4 protein-coding genes are annotated in these 23,628 nt (G+C 58.7%); 3 read left to right on the top strand and 1 reads right to left on the bottom strand.

Annotation, left to right across the window (positions count from 1 at the left end; genetic code table 11):
• Positions 1 to 37 precede the first annotated feature (37 nt).
• Positions 38 to 18,325, bottom strand: coding sequence for a type I secretion C-terminal target domain-containing protein (locus AC2A1F_RS14890; protein ID WP_484209535.1), 18,288 nt, complete (start codon positions 18,323 to 18,325; stop codon positions 38 to 40).
• Between the two features lie 649 nt (positions 18,326 to 18,974).
• On the opposite strand from AC2A1F_RS14890, the gene AC2A1F_RS14885 reads away from it, so the two are divergent.
• From AC2A1F_RS14885 to AC2A1F_RS14875, 3 genes are read left to right on the top strand one after another with little or no spacing between them, the layout of a single operon-like run.
• Positions 18,975 to 20,732, top strand: coding sequence for a type I secretion system permease/ATPase (locus AC2A1F_RS14885; RefSeq protein WP_484209534.1), 1,758 nt, complete (start codon positions 18,975 to 18,977; stop codon positions 20,730 to 20,732).
• Positions 20,733 to 20,734: 2 nt separating this feature from the next.
• Complete coding sequence (locus AC2A1F_RS14880; protein WP_484209533.1) at positions 20,735 to 22,072, top strand: HlyD family type I secretion periplasmic adaptor subunit; 1,338 nt, start codon at positions 20,735 to 20,737, stop codon at positions 22,070 to 22,072.
• Positions 22,065 to 23,603: a TolC family protein gene (locus AC2A1F_RS14875; RefSeq protein ID WP_484209532.1), complete on the top strand. Its 1,539-nt coding sequence runs from the start codon at positions 22,065 to 22,067 to the stop codon at positions 23,601 to 23,603. The genes AC2A1F_RS14880 and AC2A1F_RS14875 overlap by 8 nt, the downstream gene beginning before the upstream one ends.
• The last annotated feature ends 25 nt before the right edge of the window (positions 23,604 to 23,628 follow it).

Raw genomic sequence — 23,628 nt, 5'->3', positions numbered from 1 at the left:
ACATCATCCCCCCGGGCCGGAAACTGCTTGCCGCCCCTTACAGGATAATTTGCCATGAAAGGAAGGAGGTCAGATTATCGACCTGGAACTGGAAGTCCGCATTGCCGTCTCCATCCACGTCACCATAAACCATCGAATCCGCGCCAATTACGTCATAGCGCAATTCTCCGGCTGAACCGCTGAAAGCATTTGTGCCGATCATGGTGAACGCTTGATTGCCAGCAACCATGCTGTTGGCATCGATGGCATCAAGACGGATACGATCAGCGTCCAAAGTGGAAAAGTCGGTGATGCGATCAATCGGACCGGTGCCAAACTCGGCCAGGTTGGAGAACACGAACTGGTCGATCCCAGCGCCGCCAGTCATCACGTCACCCCCAAGGCCGCCGATGATGCGGTCGTTCCCGCCAGCGCCCGAAAGTGTATCGTTCCCGCTTCCACCGGTGATGTTGTTGGCCTCGTTATTACCGGCACCAATGAAATCACCGCTACCGGTGTAAATCATTTCCTCCACATTCTCAGCCAGTGTGTAGGAGCCGATGGTTACTCTGACGACATCCTTGCCTTCTCCTGCATTTTCAAGAACCTGATCGACTACACTGTCGATGACAAAGCTATCGTCACCAGCGCCGCCGACCATCAGATCGGCGTCTTCGCCACCATCAAGTGCATCGTTGCCGTCACCGCCGTAAAGGGTATCCGCACCGCTGCCCCCAATTAGGTAATCAGCGCCAATACCCCCGGTGAGCACATCTGTACCGCTTCCGCCAACCAGGCGATCATTGCCATCATCGCCGAACAAGCTGTCATCGCCATTGCCGCCTTCGATAATATCGTTGACCGCGCCACCGTGCAGTTCGTCTGCGCCATCGTTCCCCAGAATGCGGTCTGCTCCACCTTCGCCGAAGATGATGTCAGTCCCGGCGCTGCCGGTGATGGTATTGGCACGGCTGTTGCCCATCCCGATCAAGCCACCCGCCATCAGAGTCAGATTTTCGAACCCAGCCGCCAGACTAAAACTGATCGACGTCTGCACCGTATCAACACCGCTACCGCCAGTTTCATCAATGACGTCAGCGATATCGCTGATCACGTACGTATCATTGCCATGGCCGCCGCGCATAATATCTGCGCCGCCACTGCCATCGAGCCGGTTTGCGCCGTTGTTGCCAATCAGCACATTGTCGAGTTCATTACCGGTCAGATTGATCGCCGTGCCCCCAGTTAGCGCCTGAAGGGTTTCGATCGAAGTACCGGCAGTTAGCGCCCAACTGGCCAGAGCGATAACCTTGTCATCGCCTTCGGCAGCCACCTCAATCACGCTATCGCCTGCCTGATCGACGTAGTATGTGTCGTCTCCAGCAAGGCCAATCATCGTGTCTGCGCCAGTCAGGCCATTGATGGTATCATTCCCGGTACCACCCGTGATCGTGTTGGCCTGCCAGTTCCCGCTGCCTGTGAAATCGCCAGCGCCGGTAAACACCAGATTTTCGATGGAGGAATGCAGAATGTGGCTGTTGAGACTTGTCCGAACCAGATCCATGCCCCCGCTATCGCTGACCTGATCGCCTGTATTGTCAACGATGTAGGTATCATCGCCCAGTCCACCGAACAGCTGGTCGGCACCAATCCCGCCATCCAGCACGTTGTTCGCCTCGTTGCCGATGATCCAGTTGTCCCGATCATTGCCAGTGCCTGAAATGGCCCCTGCGCCCGGCTGCAGGTAGAGCCTCTCGATATTTTCAGCCAGCGTGAAGCTGATCGTGCTGTAAATGAGGTCCTGGCCCTCGTCGGCCTGTTCAACCACCACATCGCCCGCATTATCGACGTAATAGCGGTCATCACCTTGCAAACCTGCGAGCACATCGGCACCAAGGCCGCCGTCTAGGATATCGAGCTGGTTCCCACCAGTTATCCGATTGTCGAGGGCATTTCCGGTGCCTCTGAAAATGCCGGAATCGCGGGTAAAAACAAGGTTTTCGACATCCGGTGCTGCCGCCAGCGAATACGTCAACAGGCTGGTTTCGATCGTATCCGTACCGCCACCGGGCAGTTCGATCACGACATCGCTGAGGTTGTTGACCCGGAAGATGTCGTCCCCTGCGCCACCGTCCATGGTATCGTTGCCATCGCCGCCATCAAGCAAATCATTGCCCGATCCGCCGAACAGCTGATCATTGCCGGCATCGCCATAGAGCTGGTCGTTACCTTCGTTGCCGTTCAACGTATCATTGCCGCCAAAGCCGCGTGCAACATCAGGTCCCGCGCCGCCGTTGAAGGTATCGGCATTGTTGCCCCCATCGAAGATCACCCCGGTCACGTCTTGCGACAGTACAAACAGCTGGTCAGAGAACTGGATGGCTTCGACGCCGACCAGATGATCTTCGCCGAAATCGCCGTTTTCGGGGAAGTTGTCGACGACGATGTAGCCGCCAACGCCATCATACGTGACGGTGAATTGCGAGCGCAGGCCATTGATGAAGAACACATCGTTGCCAAGGCCGCCATTGACGGTCTGGTTGCCGCTGCTGCCCGTAATCACGTCATCGCCAGAACCGGCATCGACCACATCATTCCCGCTGCCGGTGCGGATCACATCGTTGCCGCTGCCGCCGTAGAACGTATCGGTGCCATTGCTGCCGTTCAGTTCGTCATCATCGTCACCGCCATCAAGCGTGCCCGATCCGTTGATCAGGTCATTGCCCGAGCCACCATAAAGTAGGCCACTGCCCGAAAGCGTATCGTTACCCTGCTCTCCGTAGAGGTTGCCCGTGCCGGTGATCGTATCATTGCCGAGACCGCCCAGAACCGTGTTGGTGCCGTCGTTGTCGACAATCACGTCATTGCCTTCACCACCGGTGATCGAGTCATCGCCAAGTTCACCACGCAGATCATCGTTACCTGCACCGCCAATCAGCACGTCATTGTTGTTGCCGCCACGGATGATGTCGGCATCATCGCCGCCGTAGAGGAAATCGGCACCAAAGCCGCCGAAGATCTCGTCAATTCCCGCGCTGCCTTCGATGGTGTCGTCACCATCTTCGCCGAAGAGCTGATCATCACCGGCGCCGCCATCGATGGTGTCGTTGCCGGTGCCAGCCATGACCACGTCGTGCCCTTCACCCGACTGGATGTTGTCATCGCCTTCAAAGCTGTCGATGCGATCGTTGCCAGCACCGGTATCGATCGTGTCGTTGCCGGTGCCGGTGTCGAGGATGTCGTCCCCGTTGGTCACGCGTTCATCGTTTGGCGTTGCGACCAGAACTGTTTCATCCACCAGCGAGGCGGAAAGATCGGTCACCCGGCCTTTGCCCAGTGCACCTTCGTTCACGACAATGCCGGCAAAGCTGAATTCCTGCAGGCCGCGGACCAGATCGTCGCCTCCATTGGCACGGTTGTCGACGATGCGGATTCCGCCCCCATCCTGCGCCACGGTGAAGGTGCTGCGGGCGGCGCTATAGGATACCCGGTTAATGCTTCCTGGTTCATCGATGTCGACGATCTCATCATCGCCGTCACCAGTGATGTAATTGTCGTTGCCTTGGGCGCCCCACAGGAACTGGCTGCCAGCAACGCCTATCAGCGTGTCATCGCCAAGTCCGCCATAAAGCGAACCAGTACCAGTGATGGTGTCGTTACCATCCCAGCCTGACAGTTCGTTATCACCGGAGGTATCGGTCAGGATGTCATCACCCTCACCACCATCAAGATAGTCATCACCGGCACCGCCGATCAGAGTGTCGTTACCCAAAAGGCCCAGCAGTGTATCATCGTCGTTGCCGCCATCGATCAGATCGTCGCCCGCACCTCCGAAAATGAAATCGTTCTGACTGCCGCCAAAGATGCTGTCGTTATCTGCGCCGCCTGAGAGGAAGTCCTCCCCCTGACCGCCGAACAGCGAATCTGCCCCGATGCCACCGATGATATCATCGTCGCCATCGTTACCGCTCAGGATATCGGCTCCGGCATCGCCGTAGATCGAATCTGCCTCGGTCCCGCCGTTGATCGTGTCATTGCCATCGCCGCCATAAAGCGTGTCGCTCCCGGCCAGGCCTTCAATCAGATCGTTGCCGCCATTGCCGCGGACGAAATCATCGCCCGAGCCAAGGTTGATCAGCGGCGGGTTGGGGACGCTGTGATCGTTGATCACGTCGTCGCCCCCAGTACCGTTCACTTCCACGCCATAGTTGGGCGAGGTCACATAGTCGGCATCAAGGAAGCGGACATCGTAGATGCCATAGAGCGTATCGACGCCGTCGGGCGAACCCGGACGGTTGTCGGTGATGATCGTTTTTCCGTCGATCGTGACGATCGTGTAATCGTTGCGATTGCCGTAGTAGTAAACGACGTCGGGGTTTTCCTCAGTCTGGCCGCCACCGTAGATTTTGTCATCGCCGCCGCCGCCGTAGAATGAATCTCCGCCAGCGCCGCCGCTCAACCGGTCATGGCCCTGCCCGCCATAGAGCGTATCGTTGCCATCATCACCGCTCAGATTGTCTGAACCCAAGCCACCATAAAGTGTGTCGTCTCCCGCGTTGCCGCTGAAGGTGCCGTCGCCGCTGCCAAACTTTACAATCAGGTCATCGCCGTCACCACCTTCGGCCGTGGAGGAACCGTGAGCTGTGATGCTATCGTTGCCTGCGCCACCATAGATTTCGAAGCCGCCCTGCAACTGGTCGTTTCCGTCATCACCGAAAATGCGTCCGAAGCCATAGATGTTGTCATCATCGGCACCTCCATAGAGATCGCCGTTGCCGTTGAGAGTATCGCTGCCTGCGCCGCCATAGAGCATACCGTTGCCAGTAAGTCTGTCCGCCCCATCCTCACCCAGCAGGATGTTATTGCCTTCGCTGTCGGTCAGAACGTCGTTGTCGGCTCCGCCTGCCAGCGTATCGTCGCCCGCGCCGCCTGTGATATAGTCATTGCCTTCATCGCCAGACAGGCTGTCATCGCCTTCACCGCCGATGATTTGATCAAGCCCAGCGCCGCCTGCGATGACATCATTGCCGCCATCGCCAACAAGCACATCATTGCCGTCTCCGCCAGCAATCACATCATTGCCGAGACCGCCGTAGACATGATCGTTGCCGGTTCCGGCAAGCACGCTATCGTTCCCATCGAGCGCCAGGATAACATCGTCCTGTGCCGTGCCGGATGTGGTGTCGTCACCGGTTGTGCCCGAGATCGTCTGTCCGGCCTCGCTTTCGCCAATCACGGCGTCGGCAAAGGACAGCAGTTCAACGCCGGTCAGCGTATCAGTGCTCTCAGATGTGAAGTTGGCGGTGACAGTAAGCACGCCATCGGCATTGCGCACCACGGTGTAGCGATCGCGCCGTTCTGCATAGACAGCGGTATCGGTGTCTGCGCCACCATCGATCGTGTCATCGCTGCCGTGCTGGAACGGATCGCTGCCGTTGCCCACGGTTGCGCCTACGCCGTAAACCACCTGATCGCCGCGTAGGGTATCGTTGCCGCTGCCACCATAAAGCGTCTGGCCGCCGTCCGGTGCGTTTTCGTAAAGCGTTGCACCGCGCAGGTAATCATTGCCCGCATCGCCATACCCGGTGGCTCCGGCATAAACCATGACGGTATCGTCACCATCATTTCCGTGCAGTTCGCCGCTGCCCTTGACGCTGTCGTTGCCTTCGTCGCCTTGCGTCAGCGCAGTGGCGGACAGGATGGAGTCGTGGCCGGTGCCGCCTGAAACAAGCGCACCTGCCGCATAGATCGTATCGTCATCCGCGCCGCCATAGATTGTGCCGTTGGCGAAGTTGTAGAAGTGGCCGATACGGTCGGCTCCGGCATCGCCGTAAATCTCGCCATCGGCATAAATGGTGTCATTGCCGTCGTTGCCGTGAACGATATTCAGGCCGTTTTCGTCGTAGATCTGATCGTCGCCGCCATCACCGGAGATTACGTCTGCGCCTTGGCCACCGTAGATGATGTCGGCATCGGCACCGCCGGACAAGACGTCTGACCCGGCCCCTGCATAGAGGTGGTCGATCCCTTCATCGCCGCGCAAATCATCGTTGCCTGAACCGCCGTCCAGCACATCGTTGCCAAGTCCTGCGACCAGCAAGTCGTTGCCATCATCGCCAAAGAGCCGATCGTTCCCGGCAAATCCGGTGATCGTATCGTTACCCGAATCCCCGATCAGAATGTCATCGAACGGTGTGCCTGAAAGTGTCAGGCCGAAGTTGGGATCGGTGGGGTAAGGATTGGCCACCTCATCGTCATTGAAGACGAACAGTTCGACGCCGAACAGCGTATCGGTGCCCAGCGGTGATCCGGGGCGCAGATCGACCACGGTGACCGTGCCATCGCCATTACCCGTAATGCGGAAGGTGGCGCTGAGATATTCGAACTGGCCTGCGCCACTGTCGGTGAAGGTATAGGCACCGATGTTCGCAGCAAAATAGGCCTTGTCATAGCCCGAGCCGCCGTAGACCTGATCGTCCTGTTCGGCCCCGGTGAGATCATCATCGCCCGCGCCGCCAACGACGATATCAGCGCCATAGCCGCCGTTGATCGCATCATTGCCGCTGCCGCCGTAAAGCGTCTCGCTGCCTGAGCTGTAGTAGTAGCCAGTCCATCCTTGGATCGTATCGTTGCCATCGCCGCCGAATGCGACGGAATAGAGCGTGGAGATGGCATCATCGCCATCTCCACCATCGAGTTCGCCCGTGCCCGACATCGTATCGTTGCCAGCATCGCCAAACAGCTGGCCGTCTCCGGTGATCGTGTCGTTGTCATCGCCGCCGCGCACCACGCCGTAGCCGGTGATTACGTCTGCGCCCGCACCGCCTTCGATGATGTTCGCACCTTGCGTGTCGGTGATCCGGTCGGCTCCTTCGCCGCCATAGATGGCATCGTCGCCCGCATTGCCGAACAGCTGGTCGTCACCTTCGCCGCCGTCGATCGTGTCATTGCCATCATCGCCATGCACGATGTCATAGCCCGCGCCGCTGGAGATCACGTCATCCCCGCCGCCGCCATAGACGATATCGTTGCCCACGCCGCGGAAGTCAGCGACCAGGCCCGGCACTTCGTTGCCATCGGATTCGATCCGGTCGGCACCCTCACCACCAAAGATGCGGTCATTGCCCGATCCGGTTTCGATCTGATCGTCCCCGCCTGCGCCGGTTACGATATCATCGAACTGGGTGCCGCTGAACAGGTTTGCCGCATCATCGCCGGCCAAGGTAAGGCCGGTGTTGTTATCGCTGACCTGGAAATCGACATCGGTGAAGCGCAGTGTTTCAACGTCGATAACATTGTCCTGGCCTTCGCCGCCGTGGTTATCGACAACGATATAGCCGCCAGCGCCGTTCTGCGTGACGGTGAAATCGCCGCGCTTGCGGGCATAGACCGCCACGTCATCGTTGGCACCGCCATCGATGGTGTCGTTGCCCGCGCCGCCGGTGATCAGATCTTCGCCTGCGCCGCCGCTGAGCGCATTGTCGCCCGAGACAATACTTGCAGAAATAGTATCGTTGCCAGCATCGCCAAACGCGGTGTCGCTGCCGTAGGTGATCGAAATGCTATCGTCGCCTGCACCGCCATAATAGGTGGCATCGCCTTCATACTGCAGGCTTTGACCGAAGCTGTCATTGCCATCACCACCATAGGCCGTGGACGAGCCGTGAGGCGTGAGCGCATCGTTTCCGGCATCGCCATAGAGGACGCCGGTGCCGCTGACGGCATCGTCCCCGTCTCCGCCGCGCATTTCGCCTGTGCCTGTGACCGAGTCATTGCCGCCATCGCCATAGCCAGTGCCGATTACGTTGACTCTGTCATTGCCAAGCCCGCCATAGATCTGGCCGGAGCCTGCAAGCACATCGGTGCCTGCATCACCGTGGATCAGGTTGGTGCCTTCGAAGTCGGAAATATTGTCGTTGTTGTTGCCGCCATAGAGGGCGTCATCGTGCAAGCCGCCGCGGATGACATCGTCTTCTTCACCGCCATAGATCGTATCGAGGCCCGAGCCGCCGAAAAGGTCATCGTCGCCTTCTTCGCCGTGGAGCGTATCATTGCCGGTGTTGCCATAGAGGACATCCGGTCCGCCTTGGCCAAACACGGTATCGTTGCCGCCACCGCCGTTCACCTGATCGAAGCCGGGGCCTGTGATAATCGTATCATCGCCCATCAGATCATAATCGGTGACCGGGTTGGAGATATCGAAGCCCGGTTCACCGCCCGGAATGATCGCGCCGGGTTGCACATAAAGCGGCGTGCCCGGAACGCTGTCATCCGCGCTGGAACCATACCAAGTATACCCGGCGAAGGTCGCGAGCGGCAGTTCCTGATCATCGAAAACCAAAACTTCAATGCCTTGGAGCGTATCGCTGCCTGCAGGGGCGCCGGGGCGATTGTCGGTAACAGCGAAAGTGCCATCGCCATTGTCGGTTACCGTAAAGTCGGCTCGATTGCCGAAATAGCGGGCGGAGTCATAGCCGGAGCCGCCCTGCAAGGCGTCATTGCCTGCCTCGCCGTTAAGTTCATCATCACCGGCATCGCCGAAAAGCGTATCGGCGCCCGCACCGCCGCGTATCGCATCCACGCCATCGCCACCGTACAGCGTCTGCGCGCCATTGCCGCCGCGCATGTCATCGTTGCCTGCATCACCATAGCCGGTGCCGCCATCGGCGCTGACTGTTACGATATCGGCATCGTCGCCACCATAAAGGGTGCCCAAACCCGAAAGCGTATCGCGTCCGGCATCGCCGTAGTAAGCGCCAGCGCCATTGGCCGTGATGACATCATCACCTTCATCGCCGTGGACAGTGCCACCGGCGACCGAGATATTGTCATCCCCCTCGCCACCGCTGACGATAGATGTGCCGAGCGAATCGTGGATCGTATCATTGCCATCGCCGCCATAGAGGGCGTCGTTGCCTTGGCCGCCCTGAAGGTAATCGGGTCCGGTTCCGCCATAAACGGTATCATCGCCTGATCCTGCATAGATCGAGTCTGCGCCGCCAAGACCCGAAATCGTGTCGTTCGAGGCCGATCCATAGAACACTTCGCCAGCCGATGTGCCTTCAAGTGTGACGCCTTCACCGCCGGGTGAGAAGCTAGGGTCAAAGCTGTCGAGCGTGAAATCACCGACCGAGGTGTTGAGCATCCGCACCAGCGTGGTCGCTGCACCTGTGCCCGCACCATCACGATCAAACAACAGCAGAACATCTGCCCCATCCTGCACCAGTGCCAGATGGCCGGTCAGGAATGGATTATCGCCCGAAGTGTAACCGCTTGTCTGGCTGAGAATGGAGGACAGGAACAGCCTGTCGCCACCTGGGCCGGTCGTGAAATCGGTGATCACGTCGGTCTGTCCGGTCGAGCGCCAGAGCAATTGGTAGGTATCCGAACCGCTACCGCCGGTCAGCTGCGATCCGGTATCGCCATAACCAACCTGTTGGAACGTATCGTTGCCTTCACCGCCGTCAATGGTGTTGGCCCCTTCAATGTCGAGGAGGGTATCGTTGCCGCTGTCACCGTAAAGATCGTCATTACCCGTCTGGCCAACGATGTAATCGGCGCCGCCACCACCACGAAGCTCATCGTTCCCGCGTCCGCCATAAAGCGAGTCATTACCATCATTGCCGAACACCGTGTCATCGCTGGGCGTGCCAAACAGCGAATTGCCTGCTGCGCCATCGTTGATGGTCGCGCCTGTACCGTCAGGCCCGAACTGCGGATTGAAATTGGCATAGCTGAGCGTTGCCGCATCGACATTCTGCAAACGCAGAACGGATTCCCAGACCGTGCCGGTGCCATCCGCGCTGAATTGCAGCACAGTATCCAGCCCATCCTGCAGCAGACGCAGGTATCCTGTGACGAACGGATTGTCTCCACCACCCAGATAGAGCAAATTGACATAATTGATGTCGATCAGGTCACCGCCGATGCCTGCGGCAAAATCGGTAATGACATCGGCTGGCCGACCTGTCGCCCAATTGATCTGGTAGGTATCGGTCCCGGTCCCGCCAGACATGGTGTCGACCAGCATATTGCCGCCGACGTAATAGAACAGATCGTTGCCTTCGCCACCGTACATCGTGTTGGCGCCCGAGGCGTCGACGAATGTGTCGTTTCCGATGCCGCCGAACAGGGTGTCGTCGCCGATGCCACCGTCGAGCGCATCGCTACCTTCCTCACCGCGAAGAGTATCGGACCCAGCTCCGCCATAGATCGCATCCGATCCATCGCGGCCCTCGATGACGTCATTGCTGACCGTACCGGTCAGGCTTTCAGATGCACTTGTGCCGATGATCGTGGCACCCGTGCCATCCGGCCCATACTGCGGGCCGAAGTTGTCATAAGTGAAGTTGCTGGCGGTCGTTCCTGCAAGGCGCAGCACGTTCTGCCAATCATCGCCAATACCGTCGACATTCAGTTGCAGCAGCGTGTCTGCACCATCCTGTTGTAGGCGCAGGAACCCACGAAGGAACGGATTGCCACCGGCAAGAGACAGGCCGCTGATATTGTTCAGTTCGATCACGTCACCGCCGATGCCGGTGGTGAAATCGGTTACCGTATCGAGCCCACTGCTGCCTGACCAGTTCAGGCGATAGAGATCGCGTCCGCTGCCACCAGCGTAGCTGTCGGCCCCTGCCCCTTGCCCAACCGAAGCGAATTCATCATCGCCACTACCACCGTCGAAGGTGTTATTGCCCTCGGTATCGTTGAAGTAGTCGTTGCCACCGTCGCCAGAAATCTGGTCATCGCCCGCACCGCCATAGAGGTTGTCGTTACCTTCGCCGCCATTGATGTCATCGTTGCCACTGTCACCATAGACTTGATCGTTGCCTGCATCGCCAAACACCGCATCGTTGCCGCGCCCCCCATAAAGGTGGTCTGCTTCGGTTCCCCCATCGAGCAGGTCATCGCCCGAATTGCCATAGAGATAATCGGCACCGCCGCCGCCATAGATGTTATCTTTGCCTGATGTGCCGTTCAGCGTGTTGGCTGCCGCTCCGTCAACGATCTCGATCCCCGCGCTGTCGGTGGCATGTTGAGGAGAGAAGTTCTCGCGCGTCAGGTCCTGCGGTGCCACACCCTGAAGCACCAGCACGGTTTGCCAGCTGTCGCTGCCGCCATTGGTATCGACCTGCACCAGCGTAGAGGTCAAATCCTCGCCCTGCACCACGCGCATGAAGCCCGAAGTAAAGGGGTTATCGCCACCGGCAAGGCCGCTGAACGAGGCGAGAACCAGCGAGATATCGAGGATATCGCCGCCTGCACCTACCGTGAAATCGGTGACGATATCTGCCGTACGCGTCGGGCTGACATAATCAATACGATAGGTATCGCGGCCTGCGCCGCCGGTCAGTGTGTCGGCAGCCCCGCCATCGTGGCTGACCTGCCAGAAGCTGTCATCGCCGCCATCGCCCAGGAACACCGCCCCGGCACCGCTGATCACCAGCGTATCGTTATCGTCACCGCCTTCGACATGCGAACCTTCCGAGCCGACCAGATAGTCTGCCCCGGTGCCGCCATAGATTTCATCGTTCAGGCCAGAGCCGCTGTAGATGGAATCGTTCCCAGCGCCGCCAGTCAGGATGTCTGAACCGTCATTGCCGGAAATCGTATCGTCACCATCGTCGCCATCGATCGTGTCGTTGCCTTCGCCGCCGACGAGACCGTCAGCCCCGGCTCCGCCATCAATGGTATCGGAACCGCTTCCACCATAAACCGTATCGTCACCGGCTCCGGCCTCGACGGTATCGTCACCCAGACCTGCGTCGATGGTGTCGTTGCCTTCGCCACCAAAGACGGTGTCTGCGCCTGCCAGCGCGTTGATCGTGTCATTACCGCCATTGCCGCTGATCGTGTCATCATCGGCCGTGCCAGTCAGGTTACCGGCGCCTTCACCGTCATTGATGGTCACGCCATCGACGCCGGTGGGCGAGAAGGCCTGCAAGATGTTGTCGCGCACGAACACTGTCGGCGCGGTGTTTTCAAAACGCAGAACGGTATTCCAGCTATCGGCCCCACCGTTTGGATCGATCTGCAGCAGGGTATCGGCACCATCGGCCACGAAGCGCAAATGGCCGCTGCCAAACGGATTGGTGCCGCTGGTGTAATTGCTCAACGAGGCCAGAAGATAGGCAATATCAAGCTGGTCACCGCCAACGCCGCCAGTGAAATCAGTGATCACATCCACGGTGTAGGTTGATGAATAGTAGTAGGGTCGGAACGTGTCGCGTCCGGTGCCGCCGGTAAAGCGGTCAGCCGTGCCACCGCCAAGCGTCAGCCACGTGAAGAAGTCATCCCCCGCGCCTCCATCGGCAATACCGCCGCCGCTGCCGCTCAGATAAAGCTGGTCTGCCCCTTCGCCACCATAAAGTGCGCCCCGGGCATTTTCGAGGTAGTCATCGCCACCATCACCGTAAAGTACGTCTCCGGCCTGACCGCCACCATAGACAGAATCCGCCCCTTCTCCGGCATAGACCGTGTCATCACCGGATTCAGCATAGATCGTATCGCCGCCATCCCTGGCCGTTATCGTGTCGTTATCGGATCCGGCATAAATGGCATCCGCGCCAAGGCTGCCGGTAAGAATATCATCTCCCGAGCCGCCACCAATGGTGCCGCCATCGGAATCTGCCCCCAAATCCACCGTATCGGCACCGCCATCACCATAAAGAACGTCATACCCTGCGCCGCCTGTGATCTGGTCGTTGTCGTCGCCACCATAGACGGTATCATTGCCAGGCCCGGCGTCGATCACATCATTGGCTGCTCCACCATAGATTGTGTCATTTCCGCCGTTGCCGGTAATCGTATCAGGGTCGGGCGTGCCGTTCAGAGTGTTGGCGTTTTCATCTCCGATCAGGATCAACCCAGCGCCATCGGGTGAATACCCTTGCACAAAGTTGTCCCTCGTCAGCACTTCGGGCGATATGCCCTGCAGCCGCAGAATCGTGTAGAAGTTCGTAGCCGATCCAGCAGTGCCGTCCTGATCGTATTGGACAAGCGTATCGGCACCATTGGCGATCAGCCGGATGTGTCCGGTGACGAACGGATTGCGGTTTGACGGCAGATTCGAAAACGAAACGGCCGAGAAATCAAGCAGATCACCGCCTGCACCGGCAGCAAAATCGGTGACCGTGTCCGCCGCATAGCTGGCAGAGAGATACGTAAAGACATAAGTATCGCGGCCTTCGCCGCCGGTCACCGTGGTAACACCGGCACCAGCGCTGATATCGCGGATCTGATCGTCACCCGCGCCGCCATCAACGCTGTCAGTGCCGAAGTCTGCCCCGCCATAGCTCAGATAGATGAGATCATCACCGCCGCCGCCGTAGACTTCGTCATTACCGCTGCCACCGTAATAGTTCTCCAGAGTATCGGCCCCATCGCCCCCGCGCACGATATCATTGCCATCGCCGCCGCGAATATCATCGCCCGCCTCGCCGCCGTCGATCGTATCGTTACCGGCGTCACCATAGAGATAGCCTGTGTCGGAACCGCCGGTGATGGTATCATTGCCAGAGCCGCCGTAGATCGTGTCGATCCCGGCACCGCCATCAAGCTGATCAGCACCACCCGCGCCGTAAATGGCATCATTCCCGCCGTTGCCGGCGATCGTGTCACCATCATTCGTGCCTGAAAGCGCGTTGCCATTTTCGTCATCGTTGATGACGATGCCCAAGCCATCGGGCGACCAGTTCTGGACAAGGTTGTCACGCGTGAGATTCGTGGCGTCAACGCCCACAAGCCGCATGAGAGCGACCCAGTTTCCAGATGAGCCTGCACCATCTTCGTCATATTCGAACAGCGTGTCGGCACCGACCTGGACAAACCGCAGATAGCCGTTGGTGAAGGGGCTTTCCTGACCGGGAAGGCTGTTGAACGAAAGAGCGCTGAAATCTATCCGGTCCCCACCGGCACCTGTCGCAAAATCGGTTACGACATCGGTGCTTGAACCGCTGCCGGGCATGCCGACCACATAGGTATCACTGCCGGTGCCGCCGGTAAGCGTGGCAACGCCAGGGCCAACGCCAACTTGCGCGAATGTATCGGCGCCCGCACCACCATCGACCTGATCGGTGCCACTGCTGCTTGATGCGTCTGAGTAGTAGGCGCGCAGCAAGAAGCTGTCATCGCCTTCTCCACCTTCTACCACATCGCTGCCACTATCGCCGCTGCCGTAATATGTGTTTTCCAGGTAGATGGTATCGTTGCCCGCTCCGCCAAAGATCGTATCGCCACCATCGGTGAAGCTGGATGAATTCGAATTGCCGGCGATGGTATCATCACCATCACCGCCATAGATCGTGTCACTCCCTGCGCCGCCTTCGATGTAGTCACTAGAGGCCCCGGCATCGATCAGATCATTACCGCCTTCGCCGTATATCTCGTCATAAGCGGCATTGCCGGTGATCGTGTCATCACCTTGGCCGCCAGATACTTGCGCGCCATCGGCCCCGCTTTGAACCGTATCATTGCCGCTTCCGGCGTAAATGTAGTCAAAGCCTGCACCGCCATCGATCTGGTCGGCACCGTTTCCGCCATAGATGGAGTCATTGCCGCCAAGACCGCTGATGGTGTCATCTGCCGAGCCACCGAAGAGTTCGTCAGCGCCTTCGGTGCCAACAACGGTAAGCGGCAGGTCCGCCGCTGGATCAAATCCGCCGAAATTCTCTGCAATGAAATCCCCGACCAGCCGGTTCTGGAAACGAACCAGTTCGACGAAGTCATTCGCGCTGCCATCTGCGCCATCGTAATCGCCGAACAGGACAACATCATCGCCCTGCTGTTCAAGCTTCAAGTGCCCTGTGGCAAACGGGTTCGAACCGGATGCATAGTTTGGCGGATACCCGAAGTTATCAAGGTCAAAAACATCGCCAGCAGCCCCGACGGAAAAATCAGTGATAACAACAACGCCGGGTGCTTCTGAATAATTGAAGCCGCTGTAGCGATAAGTATCAATGCCACCTCCGCCGGTGTACGTGCGCGAGACGGACGAATTACCAACCTCTTCGAAAGTATCGCTGCCATCACCGCCATCAATCACACCAGAACTGGTGGTTACGCGGATGGTATCGTTTCCTGCGCCGCCATAGACGTCAACAGAACCGCCATAGACCTGAATATTGTCGTCACCTGTCCCGCCGATCACGCTGCCCGAGGTTGCGTTAGCGGTCAGTTCTGCGCCCGATACTCCAATATCGCCGCCGTTATCGTACGGAGCGTAATAGGTTATCGTATCGTTGCCAGCGCCTGCATCGATCGTTGAAATGCCATTCTGAACGGAGATACTGTCGTCGCCATCACCGCCACCGATAGTATTGTGGCCGGCATCGTAATCATAGATGCTGTCGCTTCCTTCACCCCCGTAAAGCGCATCGTCTCCCAGTCCGCCGTAAAGTGTGTCGCTTCCGGTGCCACCGTACAGCGCGTCATTGCCGGTGCCGCCATCAAGGTAATCGTTGCCGTCGCCACTTGTGGGGAGTCCGATCAGGACGCCATCACGAACCTGAAAGGCCCATACTCCGGGCTGGTCGATGTTCCCTTCGCTTGTATGCAGTGACTGATCTGTCGGCAGAGAATAGGTTGTGTTGCCAATAGTGACATAAGGCGTGCCGATATAAAAACCCTGCGCTTCATAACGCAGCACAATATCAAAATCGCCGTCCCCCAACGCAGTAATCCGCATTTGAGCAGCAACCGGGACGGTACCGAAGGAATATCGGCCGACGTCGTCCCATGTGACGGTTATCGAATTGCTGGCGCTGTCGAAATCGTACCAGACAAGATTGCTGCCCGTGCTGTTGCCGCCAGGGCTCGGCTGCATATTGGTTGCACGGCTATCAAGATCGGTCGTTATCAGCCCGATCTGAAGGCTGGTAAACGCGATGTAGCCATTGTTGCTCAAAGAAAACGCAGTTGAACCACTGGCGATGCTGGCCCAATCGGCTGCGTCAAATTCGGCGGGAAACTGTATGTTGAATGTGCTGTCGTCGTTGCGCCCGACATTCTCTTCGCCAAACCCGGCAGTGCCACCAAGGCCATTGATCAGAGCATTGCTTAGAGTGCCAAAATAGCTCGTGAGATCAACCGGCAAAGGCGAAACATAAACGCCTTCATCGCCACCGTGCAGAATGTCGTTGCCGCGGCCACCATAAAGGCTGTCATCACCCAAACCGCCTTCGATCAGATCATTCGCGAAGCCACCGTCAAGAGAGTCGCTCCCACCAAGACCCTCGATTGAATCCGGTCCGAACCCGCCATAAAGCGAGTCGCTCTCCTCGGTTCCGATAAGCGTCTGCGGCTCGCCAACCAGCGGCAAGCCCAGATCAATGTTGACAGCGCTCAGCGTGCTCGCATCCAGATTTTGAAGTCGGATCAGATCAATGTAGCCATACATGCGCAGAACGGTATCCGCGCCATCCTGTACAGCTTCGAGCGTGCCGTCCTCGAACGGATTGCTGCCCTGATAGATGTAACCCTGTTCGAGCAGGCGGGCCAAACCGATCACATCTTCTGTGACATCGAAATCTGTGACGATATCGACCGCGCCACTTTGTCCGGAGTATTCAACGTAATAAATGTCGGCTCCGGCGCCGCCAGTCATCACATCAATGCGGCCATCACGAAAATCGTTGCGGTCATTTTCCGCACGATAATTCGCCCCGCTATCATTGCCGACCGCGCTGACCGGCCGGTTTACGCGCAAATCAAGGTTGGACCCGGGGCTATCGCCGAAGACGTCGTTGCCATCGCCGCCAAACAGCGTGTCTGCGCCCTCTCCGCCATCGATCAGGTCGTCACCAGCATCTCCGCGAAGGATATCGTCGCCCCAGTCGCCGACCATGCGATCTGATCCGCCGCCGCCGCTGTAGACATCGGTCTCGCCTGTGCCGAACAGGTAATCATTGCCATCGCCGCCTTCGGACGACGTGGAAAATCCCGTACCATTGCGCGCTAGGGCGGGGCTGAGATTGTCGACCTGCCAGGTGTTCAGATCAACATCTACGAGCCGCAGCATCGTCTGCCAGCTGCTGCCGGAACCATTGTAATCGACCTGCAGCAGAACATCCGCACCGTCCTGCAGCAGTTGCATGTGCCCGGTCTGGAACGGATTGGTACCATAGACATAATTCGACAGACCACCCGACGCGAGGAAGTTGTGCAAGTTGATCGTGTCGCGGCCATTGCCCAGATCTACGGTCTGAAAATCGGTGATCACATCCTCGCCACCGCCGAAGCCATAGCTTAGGACATAGCGGTCGGACCCATTGCCACCGGTCATCGTGTCTGTTGAAGAATTGTCGCTCTGCTGGCGGAAGGTGTCGTCACCTTCTCCGCCGTACCAGAATATCCCTTCTGACCCGGCAGAGAACAGCGAATCGTTACCGCCATCACCATGTATCTGCGATCCGGCCGACATTGCTTCGATCAGATCATCATCGTCACCGCCATAGATCGTATCGACACCACCGCCCGAATAGTCGTAGGCATAGATTTGATCCTGCCCTGCACCGCCGTAGGCAACATCGGCTCCGTCGCCGGTGTAGATCTGATCGTCTCCGCTTTCGCCATGAAGCGCATCGTTGCCACCATCGCCCGTAACAACATCATGCCCGCCACCGGCATTGATAGTGTCATTGCCTTCACCGCCGTAAAGCGTGTCGCCCTGCCCGCCATAGGTGCTGCCAAAATTGTCGGTATAAGGCTCAACAGAGCCGTCAGACCCCGTGATGATGTCATCGCCATCTTCACCGGAGATATTGTCCAATCCGCCATTGCCAACAATGGTATCATTGCCGCTCCCGCCGAAAAGATTTTCACGGTAGACAGAAACGACACCATTTTCATCGGTAGAGGTAATCTGCGCGCTAGACCCAGTAATCGTGTCGTCGCCATAGTCGCCATAAATATCGCCGACACCGGCTGCTAATTCTGCCGAGATCGTATCATTTCCTTGATCACCATAAATATAGAAGCCACCATTGCTTTGAACATTAATGACGTTATCAAGATAATTGCCATAAGCAGTGGCAAAAGTATCAGCAATGACCGTCAGATTTTCAACATTTTCTGGTAACACTGTATAGACAGTGTCAAGGGTACCAGTGCCAGCAATGACCGTGTCGATACCCTCGTCAGCAGCCTCGATTACTTGATCACTTTGCTCATCAACAAGATACGTGTCGTTTCCGGCACCTCCGGCCATCACATCAGCACCAGTGCCGCCATCAAGCTGGTCATCGCCGCCAAGACCGTTCAATTGATCTTCGCCCTCAAGACCCTCGATCAGGTCGGCATTTTCAGTGCCGTTAAGGAGGTCGTTACCATTGGTGCCTAGAACGTCCATTGCCAGTTCTCCATGCCTTCAGATGGCGGAAAACCAGCGTGGTTGCCGAATTGAAGATACGGGTTACCGACGCAGGACACTATGTGTGCAAGCGCAAGCCATGGCTGCCAAATGCATGGGTCAGACCCCGTAGATCAACTGGCAACCCTGCTGGCTCATTATAGACGGCATTAACCATGCCTGCCCCGCCTTGGCGCTTTCTGTTTATGCATCCCTTTCGGATATAGCAACGCATGTGCGCTACTCGATCTGCGCCTCACATCAATTGTCATATATATAACAGCACACTTTGATGGTGCCTGTTGGGCCGACTGTGTTACCCCAAAAATCAAGGTCTAGTTGGACGCGCTGTCCTTGTTTGATAAATCCAACAGAAGCCAAGTGTTCGGTGGTGCGTTTGTCTCAATACATAAGAAAATCTGGATCTTGCACTTGAACGGGACTGAAAAATAGAAATGCTGCACAGCCTGTCATGAAAAGACACACGCTGTTGCCGATGTGGCAACAACGCATAATTCCGATTAGCATTGTGGCGGGGAAGCGCGCGAATCAAGAAAACAAGCCAGATCAATAGCTGGCTGAGTGGATTGCGTAGGAGACGCACGCGCGCAGCCGATGTTGGCTATCGCGCGAAACGGGGGGATCTTGCGTGTTTCTGAGCCAGTCGATGCGAAGTGGCGAACTGTGGGAAGCGGCAAAGGCCTATCGCAAGGTTTTCCTCGCAGTCATTGCGGCAAGTGCCGTGCTCAACGTGCTGCTACTTGGCGGCTCGCTGTACATGATGCTGGTTTACGATTCCGTCTTGCCAAGCCGCTCGCTGCCCACGCTGGTCGGCCTGCTGGTTCTGCTGGCCGGCGTTTACCTTTTTCAGGGTTATTTTGAGGCTCTGCGCGCAGGGATGCTGGCCGACGTGGCCAATGGCCTGGACCGGCGGCTTGGTGCGCGCGTGCAACATGCAATGTCCCAGCTTCGGCTCCAGGGAGGCCGGTCGTCGGGCGACGGAATGATCCCGATGCGTGATCTGGAACAGGTGCGCGCGTTTCTTGCCGGTGGCATCGCCACACTGATCGATCTGCCGTGGATCCTGTTCTTCGTCGCAGTGCTGTTTGCCCTGCACTTCTGGCTCGGCATCACGACCCTGATTGGTGCAACAGTGATCTTTTCACTGACGATCCTAACCAACCGCACGATGCAGCAACCCTCATCGCAAGTCGCTCAATTGGCGGCGGAACGGAACGGGACGGCTGAAGAGCACTTGCGCCATACTGATTTGCTGGCCGCCCTCGGCATGCGCGAGCGGATGCAGGAGCGCTTCGAGGCCATCAACCGGCGCTACACAGCCACACAAAATGCGCTGAACCGTTCGGCAACGGCCTTTACCGGGCTCAGCAAGATCCTGCGCCTCGCGCTGCAATCGCTGATCCTTACCGTCGGGGCTTTGCTGGTGATCAATGACCGGGCAAGTGGCGGTGTCATCTTTGCAGCATCGATCCTGTCCGGTCGTGCGCTCGCCCCTGTGGATCAAGCGATCGGTAACTGGAAGAACATGATAGCGGCGCGCAATGGCTGGATGCGGTTGACCGAACTTCTGGACAAGGTGCCGATGGCCGCGAACATCTCCACGGCGCTTCCGGCCCCCGCTGCAAGGCTTGATGTGGAAGCATTGTTCGTTGGCGCGCCCGGTACGCAGACGCTGATTATCAACGGCGTGCGCTTTTCGCTTAAAGCTGGCGATGCTTGCGGTGTGATCGGACCAAGTGGCGCTGGGAAATCAACGCTCGGCCGCGCGCTTGTGGGGATCTGGAAACCGGCGCGCGGGCATGTACGGCTCGATGGTGGCGCGCTTGACCAGTGGACCGAGGCCGAGCGAGGGAAATTCATCGGCTATTTGCCGCAAAGCGTCGAACTGCTCGAAGGAACCGTAGCGCAAAACATCTCGCGCTTTGATCCCCGACAGGAAACGGATCCGCAGGCCTCGTCCGCCGCGATCATCGCCGCAGCGCGCGCCGCGGGCGTCCATGACCTGATCACGCGCTTGCCGAAGGGCTATGATACGCCCGTGGGCAGAGGCGGCGAGACGCTGCCTGGCGGCCAGCGCCAGCGCATCGGTCTTGCCCGCGCGCTTTATGGCGATCCTTTCCTTGTAGTGCTGGATGAGCCGAACTCGAACCTTGATGCCGATGGCGATGCTGCCTTGGAAGAGGCGGTGATGGCTATTCGCGCCCGCAGCGCGATTGCCGTGATCATCTCGCACCGGCCCGGCATTGTCGAGCGGACCAGCCATGCCCTGATCCTGCGTGATGGCCAGGTTGCAGCTTTTGGCGCCACGTCTGAAGTGCTGGCACGCCTGAAACCGGAAAAGCCGAACGGCACTGGTGCACTTGCACCCGCAGAAAACGGGGCCTGACCATGCAGACTGACATCGCAGTGCCTCACCCGCACGCTGGCTCAGACCATGAGTATGACCCCGAGGCCGACGCTATCCGCAAGGTACGCGCGGTTTCCATCGCCCTGATGGTCCTGCTCGCGCTGTTCATTGTGGCAGGAATGCTCGTGCCCATCGGTGGTGCGGTTATAGCAGGAGGACAGGTTGGCGTTGAATCCCGCGTGAAGCGGATCGCCCATCCCAGCGGCGGCGTGGTCGCCGAGATTTTGGTACGCAACGGCCAGCATGTTCGCAAGGGCGATGTGCTTATGCGCTTTGATGACCGGGTGACCGGGGCCGACGCGCAGTACTCCAGCCTGAGCGTAAGTCAGATGCTGGCGCAACGCGCCCGGCTTGAGGCCGAGCGTCTTGGCGCATCGACCATCCGCTTTCCGGCAGACCTGACCCGCAACGATCCCGAGGCCGCCAAGGCGATGACGGACGAGGAAAACCTGTTCCGCATCCGGCAGGCGGAACAGGCCGGAATGACTGCGCAATTGCGTTCCCGGATCGCACAATACGATCAGCAGATAATGGCGCACCGTTCACAGATCCGCAGCCTTGAAAAGCAGGCCGTACTGATCGAGCCTGAACGCAAGGGCGTGCGCGAGTTGTGGGAGCAGGACCTCGTCACGATCAGCCGCCTCAACCAGCTGGAGCGCACCGCTGCCGACATCGAGGGAAACATCGGCGCGATGCAGGCCGATATCGCGCAGGCCCAGGCACGGATCACCGAGGCCCGCCAGCAGATTATCCAACTGGCCGAAACCCGCCGATCCGAGGCTGGGACGCAGCTTGCCCAACTCAACGCCGTGCTCAACCAGCAGCAGGTCCGCAGCGTTTCAGCAGGCGATGCGCAAGACCGCAGTCTGGTGCGGGCGCCTTATGACGGCGTGATCGACAAGCTGGCCTTCAACACCATTGGCGGCGTGGTGCGCGCCGCAGAGGTGATCATGGAAATCGTGCCCGATAGTGACACGATGCTGGTTGAGGCTGCTGTTGCCCCTGCCGATATCGACCGCGTTCGCGACAGCCAGACTGCCCGTATCCGCTTTACCGCGTTCAGCAACACCGCCACGCCCGAGATTTCAGGCAAAGTCGTGTTTGTTGCAGCCGATCTCACCACCGATGCCGAAGGCCGAGCCAGCTTTTATCCCGCGCGCATCGCAATCGATCAGGCCGAGCTCAAACGATACCCGGAACTTGCGCTCAAGCCCGGGATGCCCGCCGAGGTGTTCATCGAATCCGGCGACCGCATGATGATCTCGTACATCACCAAGCCGCTGCGTGATCAGTTCGCGCGGGCGTTCCGCGATGATTGACATGCGCCGTACGCTTCCGGGTCTGCTTGCGACCTTTGCTTCGCTCGTCATTTGCTCCACCGCCTGCGCGCAAAGCACGCAAGGTGGGGAAGCTGCGCGCGACGAGGCTGCACCGCAGCCTGTCACTCGGCTCGAACAGGCGCTGGCGCTGGCCTACGATGCCAATCCCGAACTCTTGGCGCAACGTGGCGTCTTGCGGTCAACAGACGCGCTCTATCCCGGAGCGCGGTCGGCCTACGGGCCGCAAGTGAGCCTTGAAGGACGGCGGCAGTTTGCGTGGGACCGCACACAACTGCAGAGCGGCAATTACGCATCGATTGATGGCTTTGCATCAACCGCCGCACTCGTGTTCACGCAGCCGCTTTACAGCTTCGGCCGCCGTTTCGCGTCAGAGCAGGCAGCGCTGGCCCAGATCGATCTGGGCCGCAACCAGCTTCGGCTGAGCGAGGCTGAAACGATGTTCACGGTAATCCGTGACTATGTGTTCCTGATGCGCGATCGCGCCATTGCCGAAATCAGCATCGAAAACCTCGATCTGCTTGATCGCCAGCTTTCCGCCAGCGCCGCGCGCTTCAAGGTTCGCGAAGTAACCTCAACCGACTTGCAGCAAGTAGAGACGCGCGTCGCTGTGGGCCGCGCGCAGCTGCTCAATGCAAAAGGCAGCGTGGGCGCCAGCGAATCGCGCTTTCTGCAAAGCATCGGCGCGCTGCCGGGTATGCTCGCCCCGCCCCCACCGCTTGATCCGCGCGTGGCCACGCTGGACGAGGCCTATGCCATTGCCGAAGCGGAAAGCGCGCTGATCCATGCGGCAAAAGCGCGCGAGCGGGCCTCACGCGCAGAACTTGCCGCTGCCCGTGCCGATCAATACCCCAACGTGACCCTGCAAAGCAGCGGCGCTTATGGAACGGTCACACCCTATTCCAACAACCGCCGCACGACTGAACTGCGATCAGCCATCGTCGTGGGGATTCCACTGATTGATGGTGGCAACCGCCGCGCCCGGATCGAAGCCGCCGAACAGGCCAACGATGCCGATTGGCGTCTGCTCGATGCGGCCTTGCGCGATACCCGCCAGTCCGTAGCCGAAGCATGGAACAACTGGCGTGCCGCCGGGCAATCGGTCGAATATTTCCGTACCGCTGCCGAAGTTGCACGCAAAGCCTATGACGGTGCAGCGATCCAGGAAAAGGCCGGTGCACGCACCACGCTCGACGTGCTTGATCTGGCACGTGATCTGCTGAATGTTCGGACCAGCTATGTAAGCGCAATGGCCAGTGAATATTTGGCAAGAGCCGCGCTGCTGGCCGCCTTGGGCCGCCTCGAAGCGCCGCTGCTTCTGCCCGATGTGCAACGCTATGATCCCGAACAGAACTTCCGCAAGCAGCGCTGGCGCGGCGATGTGCCGCTGGTCACGTCGATCCTCTCTGACCTTGATTCCATCCCCGTGGGCGATCTGGACACAGACCGCACATATCGCGATGCTGCCGCCACGCTGCGCAGTAGCGACACTGTGCCTGCAGGCGGGCCCTGACGGCCCGCAGCACAGCGGCGCTTGG

The sequence above is a fragment of the Novosphingobium sp. HNCC26BN242 genome, from assembly GCF_057180525.1.
This window is presented reverse-complemented; position numbering and strand designations above follow the sequence as displayed.